The organism is Proteus terrae (assembly GCF_003144325.1).
In the GTDB taxonomy this organism is placed as follows: domain Bacteria; phylum Pseudomonadota; class Gammaproteobacteria; order Enterobacterales; family Enterobacteriaceae; genus Proteus; species Proteus terrae.
This window is the reverse complement of the sequence record NZ_PENS01000006.1, coordinates 109,413-123,938: the sequence shown is the minus strand read 5'-3', so window position 1 is coordinate 123,938 and position 14,526 is coordinate 109,413. Positions and strand designations below refer to the sequence as shown.

The 14,526-nt window shown below is 43.6% G+C and carries 12 protein-coding genes; all 12 read left to right on the top strand.

The window, feature by feature from the left end; all coding sequences use genetic code 11:
- Positions 1-16 precede the first annotated feature (16 nt).
- The 12 genes from DK857_RS06810 to nuoN all read left to right on the top strand — a co-directional run bounded on the left by DK857_RS06810 (position 17) and on the right by nuoN (position 14,495).
- Positions 17-691 (top strand): NuoB/complex I 20 kDa subunit family protein, encoded by a 675-nt coding sequence (locus DK857_RS06810; RefSeq protein WP_004243697.1) that lies wholly within the window; start codon positions 17-19, stop codon positions 689-691.
- Between the two features lie 76 nt (positions 692-767).
- Entirely contained in the window at positions 768-2,564 is a 1,797-nt protein-coding gene (gene nuoC, locus DK857_RS06805; protein ID WP_075670636.1) for an NADH-quinone oxidoreductase subunit C/D, read from the top strand.
- A 2-nt stretch (positions 2,565-2,566) separates the two neighbouring features.
- Positions 2,567-3,112, top strand: coding sequence for an NADH-quinone oxidoreductase subunit NuoE (nuoE, locus tag DK857_RS06800; RefSeq protein WP_006533305.1), 546 nt, complete (start codon positions 2,567-2,569; stop codon positions 3,110-3,112).
- Complete coding sequence (gene nuoF / locus DK857_RS06795) at positions 3,109-4,473, top strand: NADH-quinone oxidoreductase subunit NuoF (protein ID WP_109401840.1); 1,365 nt, start codon at positions 3,109-3,111, stop codon at positions 4,471-4,473. Before nuoE ends, nuoF begins: the two co-directional genes overlap by 4 nt.
- Before the next feature lie 53 nt (positions 4,474-4,526).
- On the top strand, positions 4,527-7,259 hold the full coding sequence (gene nuoG, locus DK857_RS06790) for an NADH-quinone oxidoreductase subunit NuoG (RefSeq protein WP_109401839.1): 2,733 nt from the start codon (positions 4,527-4,529) through the stop codon (positions 7,257-7,259).
- Complete coding sequence (gene nuoH, locus DK857_RS06785) at positions 7,259-8,236, top strand: NADH-quinone oxidoreductase subunit NuoH (protein ID WP_006533300.1); 978 nt, start codon at positions 7,259-7,261, stop codon at positions 8,234-8,236. Before nuoG ends, nuoH begins: the two co-directional genes overlap by 1 nt.
- A 14-nt stretch (positions 8,237-8,250) precedes the next feature.
- Positions 8,251-8,793, top strand: a complete 543-nt coding sequence (gene nuoI / locus DK857_RS06780; RefSeq protein WP_006533299.1) for an NADH-quinone oxidoreductase subunit NuoI — start codon at positions 8,251-8,253, stop codon at positions 8,791-8,793.
- Positions 8,794-8,805: 12 nt separating this feature from the next.
- Entirely contained in the window at positions 8,806-9,339 is a 534-nt protein-coding gene (nuoJ, locus tag DK857_RS06775; protein WP_109401838.1) for an NADH-quinone oxidoreductase subunit J, read from the top strand.
- Positions 9,336-9,638, top strand: a complete 303-nt coding sequence (gene nuoK / locus DK857_RS06770; protein WP_023581731.1) for an NADH-quinone oxidoreductase subunit NuoK — start codon at positions 9,336-9,338, stop codon at positions 9,636-9,638. The genes nuoJ and nuoK overlap by 4 nt, the downstream gene beginning before the upstream one ends.
- A complete protein-coding gene (nuoL, locus tag DK857_RS06765; protein WP_109401837.1) occupies positions 9,635-11,470 on the top strand; it encodes an NADH-quinone oxidoreductase subunit L in 1,836 nt (611 codons plus the stop codon). Before nuoK ends, nuoL begins: the two co-directional genes overlap by 4 nt.
- A gap of 19 nt (positions 11,471-11,489) precedes the next feature.
- Positions 11,490-13,019, top strand: coding sequence for an NADH-quinone oxidoreductase subunit M (gene nuoM, locus DK857_RS06760; RefSeq protein WP_109393059.1), 1,530 nt, complete (start codon positions 11,490-11,492; stop codon positions 13,017-13,019).
- A 6-nt stretch (positions 13,020-13,025) separates the two neighbouring features.
- Positions 13,026-14,495, top strand: coding sequence for an NADH-quinone oxidoreductase subunit NuoN (gene nuoN, locus DK857_RS06755; protein ID WP_109401836.1), 1,470 nt, complete (start codon positions 13,026-13,028; stop codon positions 14,493-14,495).
- The last annotated feature ends 31 nt before the right edge of the window (positions 14,496-14,526 follow it).

Below are 14,526 nucleotides of genomic sequence, written 5' to 3'. Positions count from 1 at the left end.
AAGCGAGGCATTAGAAATGGATTATACGCTCACCCGCATAGATCCGAACGGTGAGAATGACCGTTATCCCCTGCAATCACAGGAAATTGTCAGTGACCCGTTAGATGCTCACGTTCATCGCAGCGTGTATATGGGAAAACTGGAACATGCGTTGCATGACGTTGTGAACTGGGGACGGAAAAACTCTTTATGGCCATATAACTTTGGTCTTTCCTGTTGTTACGTTGAAATGGTGACGTCATTTACGGCTGTGCATGACGTGGCTCGTTTTGGTTCTGAAGTATTACGTGCATCCCCTCGTCAAGCTGACTTTATGGTGGTTGCGGGTACTTGCTTTACTAAGATGGCACCCGTTATTCAACGTTTATACGATCAGATGTTAGAGCCTAAATGGGTTATCTCTATGGGGGCATGTGCAAACTCTGGTGGTATGTACGACATCTACTCAGTAGTGCAAGGTGTTGATAAGTTCATTCCAGTCGATGTGTATATTCCTGGATGTCCACCACGCCCTGAAGCTTACATGCAAGCACTGATGTTATTACAAGAGTCCATTGGTAAAGAACGTCGCCCATTATCATGGGTTGTCGGCGACCAAGGCGTTTACCGTGCCAATATGCAATCAGAACGAGAAAGAAAACACGGTGAACGTATCGCAGTGAAAAATCTGCGTACTCCTGACGAAATTTAAAGGCTTTTGCCTAAGACGTAACCAGAGCAATGTGTTGCGATCATAGTAACCCTGATCAAAGTTGTGGTGAATAGAAATGACCGATCAGATAGCGCAAAAAGGCGCTCGGCCAGCGTGGGAAACGACCGATCATATTGATGATCAGGTGGTTAATGAACTGCGTCAGAAATTTGGGCCAGATGCGTTTACGTTCCAGCCTACTCGTACTGGCATGCCAGTTGTTTGGGTAAAGCGGGAACAACTTATTGAGGTAATGCTATACCTCAAATCTTTACCAAAACCTTATGTCATGCTGTTTGATATGCATGGTTTTGATGAGCGTCTTCGTACGCATCGTCAAGGCTTGCCAGCAGCAGACTTTTCCGTTTTCTATCATCTGATATCAATCGATCGTAATAAAGATATTATGTTGAAAGTCGCATTAAGTGAAAATGATCTTAATGTTCCGACTATCACATCTATCTTTCCTAACTCGAATTGGTATGAGCGTGAAGTCTGGGATATGTTTGGGATTGTCTTTAATGGGCATCCAAATTTACGTCGTATTATGATGCTTCCTGATTGGGAAGGTCATCCACTGCGTAAAGATTATCCAGCTCGTGCGACAGAGTTCGATCCTTATGTGCTGACAAAGCAGAAGCAGGATCTGGAAATGGAATCGCTAACATTTAAACCTGAAGAGTGGGGGATGAAACGCGGTACGGAGAATGAGGACTTTATGTTCTTAAACCTCGGTCCTAACCATCCATCATCTCACGGTGCATTCCGTATTATTCTTCAGCTTGATGGCGAGGAGATCGTCGACTGTGTGCCTGACGTGGGCTATCACCATCGTGGTGCTGAAAAAATGGGTGAGCGCCAATCTTGGCACAGCTATATCCCATATACAGATCGAATCGAATACCTTGGCGGATGCGTTAACGAAATGCCTTATGTACTTGCAGTGGAAAAACTTGCCGGTATTGAAGTGCCTGAACGCGTTAAAGTCATTCGTGTCATGCTGTCAGAGCTATTCCGTATTAATAGTCACTTACTGTATATCAGTACCTTTATCCAAGACGTTGGTGCAATGACACCGGTGTTCTTTGCCTTTACTGACCGTCAGAAAGTTTACAACATTGTTGAAGCGATTACTGGATTCCGTATGCACCCAGCATGGTTCCGTATCGGTGGTGTTGCTCATGACTTACCTCGCGGTTGGGAACGCTTATTACGTGAATTCTTAGATTGGATGCCAAAACGCCTAGATTCTTACGTAAAAGCAGCACTGCAAAACAGTATCTTGAAAGGTCGTACTATTGGTGTTGCCTCATATAATGCTAAAGAAGCATTAGATTGGGGTGTGACAGGTGCAGGTCTTCGTGCAACAGGCGTTGAATTTGACGTGCGTAAATGGCGTCCATATTCAGGTTATGAAAACTTTGAATTTGAAATCCCTGTTGCAAGTAATGGTGACTGTTATGACCGCGTAATGCTGAAAGTAGAAGAACTACGCCAAAGCTTACGTATTCTGGAACAGTGCTATAAAAATATGCCAGAAGGGCCATTTAAAGCAGACCATCCACTGACAACGCCTCCACCAAAAGAGCGCACATTACAGCATATCGAAACCATGATTAATCACTTCTTACAGGTTTCATGGGGCCCTGTTATGCCTGCTAATGAATCATTCCAGATGGTTGAAGCCACTAAAGGGATCAACAGCTATTACTTAACCAGTGATGGCAGCACAATGAGCTACCGCACGCGTATTCGTACGCCAAGCTTTGCTCACTTGCAACAAATCCCAGCGGTTATCCGCGGTAGTCTGGTTTCTGACTTGATTGTGTATCTGGGAAGTATTGATTTTGTAATGTCGGATGTGGATCGTTAATCATGCAAAATGAATTAAACCAAAAAGATGATGCAGTGCAGATCGAAATCGTTGATGTCACGCATTCAAAGAAAGCAACGTTTGTTTTAACTGAAGAAGAACGTGCTGAAATTGAACAAGAAAAACATCACTATGAAGATCCGCGAGCAGCCTCTATTGAAGCACTGAAAATTGTGCAGAAGAACCGCGGTTGGGTTGAAGACGGTGCAATTTATGCGATTGCGGATGTTCTTGGGATCCCTGCAAGCGATGTTGAAGGCGTTGCTACGTTCTATAGCCAAATTTTCCGTCAACCCGTTGGCCGTCACATTATTCGTTTTTGTGACAGCGTGGTTTGTCATATTACAGGTTATCAAGGCATTCAGGCAGCGATTGAAAAGCATCTTAATATCATTCCTGGTCAAACTACACCAGATGGTCGCTTTACGTTACTGCCAACCTGCTGTTTAGGTAATTGTGATAAAGGTCCTACCATGATGGTAGATGACGATACTCACAGCTTTGTTAAACCTGAAGAGATTGAAACGTTACTGGAGCAGTATCCATGACAGCAATTTCAGGAGCAAAACCGATTATTCGTAGCGCAGAAACGCACCCGCTAACGTGGCGCTTACGTGATGATCGTCAGCCTGTATGGCTGGATGAATACCGTGCTACAAACGGTTATAAAGCGGCAGAAAAAGCATTAAAAGGTATGTCACCGACGGAAGTGACCACTGAAGTTAAAGATGCTGGTCTAAAAGGTCGTGGTGGTGCTGGATTCTCAACAGGCTTGAAATGGAGCCTGATGCCAAAAGATGAAAGCATGAATATCCGTTACATCCTTTGTAACGCAGATGAAATGGAGCCGGGTACTTATAAAGACCGTCTCTTAATGGAAGAACTTCCACATCTGTTAATTGAAGGGATGATTATCGGCGCTCACGCACTAAAAGCTTACCGTGGTTATATTTTCCTTCGTGGTGAATATGTCGAAGCGGCTAAGCATTTACGCCATGCCATTGAAGAAGCAAAAGCAGCTGGCTTTCTTGGTAAAAACATCTTTGGTTCCGGAATTGATTTTGAACTGTTTGTTCACACTGGTGCAGGTCGTTACATCTGTGGTGAAGAAACAGCATTAATCAACTCATTAGAAGGTCGTCGTGCTAACCCGCGCTCTAAACCTCCCTTCCCAGCAACATCAGGTGCATGGGGTAAACCAACTTGTGTCAATAACGTTGAAACATTGTGTAACGTGCCTGCGATTATTGAACACGGTAAAGATTGGTATATCGGCTTAAGTGAAGGCAAAAGCCCAGATGCGGGTACTAAATTAATGGGATTCTCTGGTCGCGTGAAATTTCCGGGCTTATGGGAATTACCATTTGGTACAACAGCGCGTGAGATCCTTGAAGATTACGCAGGCGGTATGCGTGATGGTCTTAAGCTGAAAGCATGGCAACCGGGTGGCGCAGGTACTGACTTCTTAACAGAAGATCATCTCGATCTCCCAATGGATTTTGGCACGATTGCAAAAGCAGGTAGCCGTTTAGGTACAGCACTTGCAATGGCGGTAGATAATGAAATTAATATGGTTTCATTAACCCGTAATTTAGAAGAGTTCTTTGCTCGTGAATCTTGTGGCTGGTGTACACCTTGTCGTGATGGCTTGCCATGGAGTATCGAAATCTTACGTGCGATAGAAAACGGTAAAGGTCGCCCTGGTGATATCGAAACACTTGAGCATTTATGTCGTTCTTTAAGTCCAGGACACACATTCTGTGCTCACGCACCGGGCGCAGTAGAACCTTTACAAAGCGCCATTAAATATTTCCGTGAAGAATTTGAGGCTGGCATTATTCAAGAAGATTATACCAATGCCAACTTGATCAGAGGTATTCAGCCTAACTTGCTGAAAAGCCGCTGGTAATTTTTCACGACACATTCTAGGTTTAACGCCTGCTGTGCAGGCCTTTGGGAAGCATGCTGACTATGGCTACGATTCATGTAGACGGCAAAGAATATGAAGTTAACGGGGCTGATAACCTGTTAGAAGCCTGTCTTAATTTAGGCTTAGATATTCCTTATTTTTGCTGGCACCCAGCGCTGGGAAGCGTTGGCGCTTGCCGCCAGTGTGCGGTGAAGCAGTATCAAAATGCTGAGGATACCCGAGGTCGTTTAGTGATGTCTTGTATGACACCGGCGACTGATGGCACGTTTATCTCTATTGATGACGAAGAAGCGAAGAAATTTCGTGAAAGCGTTGTTGAATGGTATATGACAAACCATCCTCATGACTGTCCAGTTTGTGAAGAAGGCGGTAACTGCCACCTTCAAGATATGACGGTAATGACAGGTCATACTATGCGTCGCTATCGCTTTACGAAGCGTACACATAGAAACCAAGATCTGGGACCGTTTATTTCTCATGAAATGAACCGTTGTATTGCTTGTTACCGCTGTGTTCGTTACTACAAAGACTATGCCGATGGTACTGATCTGGGCGTCTTTGGTGCACATAACAACGTATTCTTTGGACGCGTTGAAGATGGAACATTAGAGAGCGAATTCTCGGGTAACTTAGTTGAAATTTGTCCGACAGGTGTGTTCACTGATAAAACTCACTCATCACGCTATAACCGTAAGTGGGATATGCAGTTTGCACCAAGTATTTGCCAAGGTTGTAGCATGGGTTGTAACACCAGCCCTGGTGAACGCTATGGTGAATTACGTCGTATTGAAAACCGTTATAACGGGACTGTAAACCGCTATTTCCTGTGTGACCGTGGTCGTTTTGGCTATGGCTATGTGAATTTAGCAAGCAGACCTCGTCAGCCTAAAAAACGTTTAGGCAGTAACTGGTTAGAAATTAACGCTGTTCAAGCAACTCAAGCTGCTGCGGATATGCTGAAGAAAAGTCAGCGTATCGTGGGTATTGGTTCCCCGCGTGCAAGCATTGAAAGCAACTTCGCATTACGTGAAGTTGTTGGTGCTGAAAACTTCTATAGTGGTATCTCGGCATCAGAGCAAAAACGACTGACTTTAATGTTAGATATTTTACAAAAAGGTGGCGTTCATACCCCATCTCTGCGTGAAATTGAAGATTACGATGCTGTTTTAGTGTTAGGTGAAGATTTAACACAAACCGGTGCTCGTATGGCATTGTCTGTACGTCAAGCCGTGAAAGGTAAAGCACGTGAAATGGCAGCAGCTCAAAAAGTCGCTGACTGGCAAATTGCTGCGATTATGAATATCGGGCAACGTGCAAAATATCCGCTGTTTGTCACTCATGTTGATGAAACCCGCCTCGATGATGTTGCTGCATGGAGTTACCGCGCACCGGTTGTTGATCAAGCGCGTTTAGGTTTTGCGATTGCCAATAACATTAACGGTGAAGCACCTGCAGTTGATGGCATTGATGAAGCGCTGAATAAACATATCGAGATGGTTGTTCAAGCACTTTCTCAAGCGAAGAAACCATTAATTATCAGTGGTAGTCATGCAGGTAGCGAAGACGTTATCAAAGCAGCTGCTAACATTGCGTTTGCATTAAAAGCAAAAGGTAATGAAGTAGGGCTTTCTTTCGTTGCTGATGATGCAAACAGCATGGGGCTTGCCATGATGAATGCACAACCACTTGATGATGCATTAAAAATGATGCGTAGTGGTCAAACTAACACTGTTGTTGTAATGGAAAACGATTTATATCGCCACTACGATGCAGACGTGATTGACGATGCGATTGCTAAAGTAGATAACGTTATTGTTATCGACCACCAGCAAACAGACATTATGGCGAAAGCACATCTTGTTCTCCCTGCTTCTTCATTTGCTGAAAGCGATGGAACAATGGTGAGTCAAGAGGGTAGAGCACAACGTTACTTCCAAGTTTTCGAACCTTCTTTTTATAACAAAGAAGTCGTGATGCATGAAAGCTGGCGTTGGTTAAGTGCGGTTGATTCACAATGGCATGAAAGAACACTGGATTGGACACAGTTAGACAGTGTTATTGAGCATTGTGCAACCAGTCTTCCTCAGTTTGCAGGCATTGTTTATGCTGCTCCGAATGCATCATTCCGTATTCGTGGACAGAAACTGGCTCGTGAACCGCATCGTTATAGCGGCCGTACTTCTATGTTGGCAAATGTGTCTGTTCATGAACAGCGTCAACCAAAAGATATCGACACTCCATTTGCGTTCTCAATGGAAGGCAATAACAGCCCAACAGCACCTCGTCAGCAAATTCCATTTGCATGGGCACCGGGTTGGAACTCACCTCAAGCATGGAATAAATTCCAAGCCGAAGTGGGTGGTAGCTTACGCTTTGGCGATCCTGGTGTGCGTCTAATTGAATGTGGTGATAATACGCTTGGCTATTTCACTGATATTCCTGCGCCATTTAATGCACAGAAAAATCAATGGACTGTCGCACCTTGCTACCGTTTATTTGGTAGTGAAGAGTTATCACAACGCGCTGAAGTTATCCAATCTCGTATGGAAACGGCTTATTTAACATTGAGTGAATCTGATGCACAGGCATTAGCGTTAACTCAAGGTCAGCAAGCGATGTTTACTTACGAAGGCCGTGAATTCACCTTACCTGTGAAAATCAGTACTCACCTGACTCAAGGTCAAATCGGCTTGCCGTTAGGTATGGCCGGTATTTCTCCATCGCTGGTGGGTGTATCGGTTCGTCAACTGCGGGGTATTGCATAATGAGCTGGTTATCTCCTGAAGTTACAGAGATTTTACTCACCGTTTTAAAAGCCGTCGTGATCTTGCTTGTCGTGGTCACTTGTGGTGCTTTTATGAGTATGGGGGAACGCCGTTTACTGGGGTTATTCCAAAACCGTTATGGGCCTAACCGTGTAGGTTATGCAGGTTCAGCACAGTTAATTGCGGATATGATCAAAATGTTCTTTAAAGAGGACTGGATCCCGAAATTTGCTGATCGCTTTATCTTCACCATTGCGCCAGTGATTGCGTTTTCATCTTTACTGCTGTCATTTGCAATTGTACCTGTTAGCTCAACATGGGTTGTCGCTGACTTAAACATTGGTATTTTGTTCTTCTTGATGGTTGCAGGTATTGCGGTGTATGCCGTGTTATTTGCAGGCTGGTCAAGTAATAACAAATATTCACTGTTAGGTGCAATGCGTGCATCAGCACAAACCGTAAGTTATGAGGTGTTCTTAGGACTCTCAATCCTAGGGGTTGTTGCACAAGCGGGCTCTTTTAACCTGACTGACATCGTAAACTCACAAGCGAATATGTGGAATGTCATTCCACAATTCTTTGGCTTTATTACGTTTGCGATTGCTGGGGTTGCTGTTTGTCACCGTCATCCATTTGACCAACCAGAAGCAGAGCAAGAGCTTGCTGATGGTTATCACATTGAATATTCCGGTATGAAATTTGGTCTGTTCTTTGTTGGTGAATATATCGGGATCGTTGCGGTATCAGGTCTTATCGTGACGTTATTCTTTGGTGGTTGGCAAGGTCCTTTCTTACCGTCGTTTATTTGGTTTGCACTGAAAACAGGATTCTTCATGATGATGTTCATCCTTATTCGTGCTTCGTTACCGCGTCCGCGTTACGACCAAGTGATGTCTTTTGGTTGGAAAATTTGCTTACCGTTAACTCTTATCAATCTGCTGGTAACTGCTGCAGTGATACTTTACAACGCTCAATAAGGGGTGATTGAACCATGACTTTAAAAGAGTTATTGACTGGTTTCGGCACCCAGGTACGAAGCATTTGGATGATTGGCTTACACGCCTTCGCCAAACGTGAAACACAGATGTACCCGGAAGAACCTGTCAATGTTGCACCACGCTACCGTGGACGTATTGTATTGACGCGTGATCCCGATGGTGAAGAGCGCTGTGTTGCTTGTAACTTGTGTGCAGCAGTTTGTCCAGTTGGCTGTATTTCATTACAGAAAGCAGAACATGAAGATGGTCGTTGGTATCCGGAATTTTTCCGTATCAACTTTTCTCGTTGTATCTTCTGCGGTTTATGTGAAGAAGCTTGCCCAACAACGGCACTGCAATTAACGCCTGATTTCGAAATGGGTGAGTTTAAGCGTCAGGATCTGGTTTATGAAAAAGACGATCTGTTAATTTCTGGGCCCGGCAAATATCCTGAATATAACTTTTACCGTAAAACAGGTATGGCGATTAACGGCAAAGACAAAGGTGATGCAGATGATGAAGCTAAACCTATCGATGTCAAAAGCCTGTTACCGTAAGGAGCGATATTCATGGAATTTGCATTTTACATCGCGGGGCTGATTGCCATCCTTGCAACATTGAGAGTTATCACTCATACCAATCCAGTACACGCATTGTTGTACTTAGTGATTTCATTGATTGCACTCTCTGTGGTTTTTTTCTCGCTGGGCGCCTATTTTGCAGGTGCATTAGAAATCATCGTTTACGCTGGCGCCATTATGGTGTTGTTCGTTTTCGTGGTGATGATGCTCAACTTAGGTAAATCCGTCGTTGATCAAGAGAGAAAGTGGCTACAACCGAAGTTTTGGATTGGGCCAGCACTTTTATCTCTGATGTTATTAATCGTGCTTATTTATGCAATTAGTAGTGTCACTCACGGTGAAATTACTGGAGAAATAATTGGTGCGAAAGAGGTCGGTATTAGCTTATTTGGGCCTTATATTCTGGCTGTTGAGTTAGCATCTGTTCTCTTATTGTCAGGGTTAATAGTTGCTTATCACATTGGTCGTGATCAGAGCCATGACGATCTCGTCGAAAACGAAAACGCAGGGGAGCAAAAATGATACCTCTTCAACATGGTTTGATCTTGGCTGCGGTACTGTTTGTGTTAGGTTTTACCTGCTTAGTACTTCGCCGCAACCTGTTGTTTATGTTGATCGGACTAGAAATTATGATTAATGCGGCTGCACTGGCATTTGTTGTCGGTGGTAGCTTTTGGGGTCAAACGGATGGTCAGATAATGTATATTCTGGCAATCAGCTTGGCAGCGGCAGAGGCAAGTATTGGTCTGGCATTGTTGTTACAGCTTCATAGACATCGCCAAAATATCAATATCGATACAGTCAGTGAGATGCGCGGATGAATATACTCTATTTAACCATTCTGCTACCACTGCTGGGATTTTTACTGCTCGCTTTCTCACGTGGTCGTTGGTCTGAAAACGTATCAGCATGGATTGGTACTGGTTCGGTTGGTTTATCGGCTTTAGTTGCACTTTGGGCTGGTATGGATTTCTTTGCCAATGGGCAAGAAACGTATGTTCTGACTTTATGGAACTGGATGTCTGCAGGAAATTTTAATATTCCATTCACTCTGGTTCTTGACGGTCTTTCATTAACTATGCTGGGTGTTATTACCGGTGTTGGCTTCCTTATTCATATGTATGCATCGTGGTATATGCGTGGAGAAGAGGGGTATTCTCGCTTCTTTGCTTATACCAACTTATTTATCGCAAGTATGGTTGTTTTAGTACTGGCTGATAACATGATGCTGATGTATATGGGTTGGGAAGGGGTTGGTCTATGTAGCTACCTATTAATTGGTTTCTATTATAGCAATCCTGCTAATGGCGCAGCGGCGATGAAAGCGTTTATCGTAACGCGTATCGGTGATGTGTTCTTAGCTATCGGTATGTTTATCCTGTTTGACCAATTAGGTACATTGAGTTTCCGTGAAATGGCAGTACTTGCTCCTGAGCAATTAGCCGTGGGCTCAAGCGTTATTAACTGGGCAATGTTGATGGTATTAGGCGGTGCAGTAGGTAAATCAGCACAGCTTCCATTACAAACTTGGTTAGCCGATGCAATGGCAGGTCCAACACCTGTATCTGCATTAATTCACGCCGCAACCATGGTCACGGCGGGTGTGTACTTAGTCGCACGCAGCAATGCACTATTCTTAATGGCACCAGAAGTACTGGAATTGGTCGGCATTATCGGTGCAGTCACATTAGTGTTAGCGGGCTTTGCAGCTTTAGTACAAACAGATATCAAACGCATTCTTGCTTATTCAACCATGAGCCAAATTGGTTATATGTTCTTGGCTTTAGGCGCTCAAGCATGGGATGCGGCAATTTTCCACTTAATGACACACGCTTTCTTTAAAGCATTACTGTTCTTATCAGCTGGCTCGGTGATTGTTGCCTGCCACCACGAACAAAATATCTTTAAGATGGGCGGGTTACGTAAGAAGATCCCATTTGTTTATGCTTGTTTCCTAATTGGTGGTGGCGCATTAGCGGCATTACCGCTGTTAACAGCAGGGTTCTTCAGTAAAGATGAAATCTTATGGGGTGCGTATTCAAACGGGCATTTTAACTTAATGCTTGCAGGTTTAGTTGGCGCGTTATTTACGTCACTTTATACCTTCCGTTTGATTTTCATCGTATTCCATGGTGAAACCAAAACCGAAGCACACCAAGTTAGAGGGTTTACTCATACTTTCCCATTAGCGGTATTAGCACTGTTATCAACATTTATCGGTGCGTTAATTACTCAACCGCTAGGTGCAGTTTTCCCTGAAGGAAATGCATCGCACGATGGTAAATATGTGTTAGAAATTCTTTCTGGTGTGGTAGCGATAGTAGGCGTTGCCATTGCAGCATGGTTATACCTGAAACAGCGTCAATGTGTTTCTAAGGTTGCCAATACTCGTACAGGTCGTTTCTTCTCAACATGGTGGTTCCATGCTTGGGGATTCGATGCGCTGTATGAAGTGCTGTTTGTCAAACCTTATAAAGGGGCGGCGTGGCTTATCCAAAATGATCCTGTTAACCAATTCTTTAATTTATTCGGTTGTCTGCTTAAAGGCACCAATAAAGGATTAAGTTTCAGTGAGAATGGATTAGCACGTTGGTATGCGGCTTCTCTCGGTTTAGGTGCAGTGCTGGTCATCGCTCTGCTGCTTCTGGTTTAATTAAGGGACACATTGCGCCATGTTATTACCCTGGCTAATACTTATTCCCTTCATCGGTGGCCTGCTAAGTTGGCAGGCTGAACGAATCGGCTCGCAAGTCCCTCGCTGGGTTGCGTTGCTGACGATGGGATTAACACTTGTTATTTCTGTGCAACTTTGGTTGCAGGGCGATTATCAACTACTTAGTGCTGATGGAGCGCCACGCTGGACAGAGTATTACTTTGTGCCGTGGATACCTGCTTTAGGGATTAATATCCAATTTGCACTTGATGGTATGTCATTGCTGATGACTGTATTAACTGCGATTTTAGGTATCTTAGCGGTACTTTCATCGTGGAGTGAAAATCAGCCATCACAAGGTGCTTTCCATTTTAATCTGCTGTGGATCTTAGCAGGTGTGATGGGGGTATTTTTAGCAACTGACCTGTTCTTATTCTTCTTCTTCTGGGAAATGATGTTGATCCCAATGTATTTCCTGATTTCTTTATGGGGACACAAAGGAAGTAGCGATAAAAAACACGTTAGTGCAGCAACAAAATTCTTTATCTATACACAGGCAAGTGGCCTGTTAATGTTGCTGGCCATTATCGGTCTTGCGGTGGCTTTCTACCGTGAAACAGGTATTTGGACATTTAATTACGATACCTTATTACAAGCACATACTGTTTTAAGCTCTGAACTACAATTTATTCTGATGTTAGGTTTCTTTGCTGCATTTGCAGTGAAAATGCCAATTGTTCCTGTACATGGTTGGTTAGCGGATGCTCACGCAGAAGCGCCAACAGCAGGCTCTGTTGACTTATCAGGTATTTTGCTAAAAACAGCGGCTTACGGTCTATTACGTTTTAACTTACCGCTCTTCCCAGAAGCATCAGCGTTACTGGCTCCGGTGGCGATGTGGTTAGGTTTAATTACTGTATTCTATGCAGCATTACTGGCATTTCGTCAGACAGATATCAAACGTCTTGCGGCTTACAGTAGTATTTCTCACATGGGCTTTATCGTAATTGCGATTTATGCCGGCTCTGTATTGGCTTACCAAGGTGCGATTATTCAAATGATCACCAATGGTTTGTCAGCAGCAGGTCTATTTATCATGTGTGGCATGCTGTATGAGCGTTTAGGTACGCGTGATATGAACCAAATGGGTGGATTGTGGAAAAGCATCCGCTTCTTACCAGCGTTTTCATTGTTCTTTGCGGTTGCTTCTTTAGGTATGCCGGGAACAGGTAACTTCGTTGGTGAGTTTATGATCCTGTTTGGTACTTATGGTCACTTTAAGCTGATTACAATTATTTCGGTCTTTGGTTTAGTTTTTGCTTCTGTCTATGCATTGTGGATGATGCAACAAGCTTACTATGGTTCACCGAAAGCAGCTGAAAGAACCTATAAAGGGTTAGATCTGAGAGAGTTCTTTATCCTGATCACATTGGTTGTTTTACTGGTTATCTTAGGCTTCTTCCCACAACCAGTATTAGACACATCAATATCAGCGATGGAAAATCTCCAGACTTGGTATTCCGCTTCTATTTCAACAGTAAGGCCGTAATTCGCCATGACAATAACTCCTGAACAATTGATCGCAATGCTACCGCTATTGATCGTCGGATTGACGGTGGTGGTTGTGATGCTGTCCATTGCGTGGCGACGCGATCATTTTACTATTGCCACTTTGACAGCAACGGGTTTCATCATTGCGCTGGGATCACTCTATTACGTTAATGCATTAGGCGTAGTGGACGTTACCACGCTTTACCATGTTGATGGATACTCTAGCTTCTTTACCGCGCTAGTGATCCTTTCTGGTATTGGAACTATAGCTTTTGCTTATCCTTGGTTAGAAGGCTATCAAGATAACAAAGAAGAATTTTATTTGCTGATTGCGATTGCGGTCATTGGGGGGATTTTACTCTCTTCGGCTCACCACTTCGCATCGATGTTTATTGGTATTGAATTACTGACATTACCGCTGTTTGGTCTTATCGGTTATGCATTCCAACAACGTCCTTCTTTGGAAGCAGGTATTAAATATATGCTGCTTTCAGCAGCTGCATCTTCTTTTTTACTGTTTGGCATGGCACTTCTCTATGCAGAAGCAGGAAACCTCTCCTTTACCGCAATGGGACAGAGTTTAAGTGATAGTAATATCCATAAACCATTAGTACTCGCAGGTTTAGGTATGATGTTAGTGGGAATTGGCTTTAAATTATCTTTATTCCCATTCCAACTGTGGACACCCGATGTTTACCAAGGCGCACCAGCACCAACTGGCGCGTTCTTAGCGACAGCAAGTAAGATTGGTATTTTTGCTGTTGTTATGCGTTTATTCCTTGAAGCACCCGCTGCGGATAGTGAAACCTTACGAATGATCTTAGGTTTCATGGCAATTGCCTCTATCTTATTTGGTAACATCATGGCGTTAACGCAAAAGAGCGTGAAGCGCTTACTGGGTTACTCTTCAGTATCGCACCTTGGTTATCTGCTAGTGGCATTAATTGTATTGCAATACAGTCCTGTATTAGCACAAGAAACAGCTGAAATTTATTTAGCAGGTTACTTGTTTGCAAGCTTAGGGGCGTTTGGTGCTATTGCAGTAGCTTCAAGTCCTTATCGTGAGAGCGAAATGGATTCACTGGAAGATTACCGCGGGTTATTCTGGCGTCGTCCTGTGGTTGCGGTGGTGATGTCGCTGATGATGTTATCACTGGCAGGTGTACCAATTACATTAGGCTTCATTGGTAAACTATATGTCATCATTGCAGGTATCAGCTCAAGCTTATGGTGGTTAACAGGTATGGTTGTGTTAGGTAGTGCTATTGGTTTATTCTACTACCTACGTGCTGCGGCTATTGTCTTCTTACGTAAACCTGACAATGACAACACTCCAGCTATTTCAACAACATCACAAAACATGGCAACATTTGTTGCACTAATCTGTGCAATTGTTGTTATTGCATTAGGTGTATGGCCACAACCACTTATTGAATTAACTAATTTTGCGATTATTGCTCCAGCAGTAAATTAATCGATATTATTAGATAATAAGGTAGTAAAAC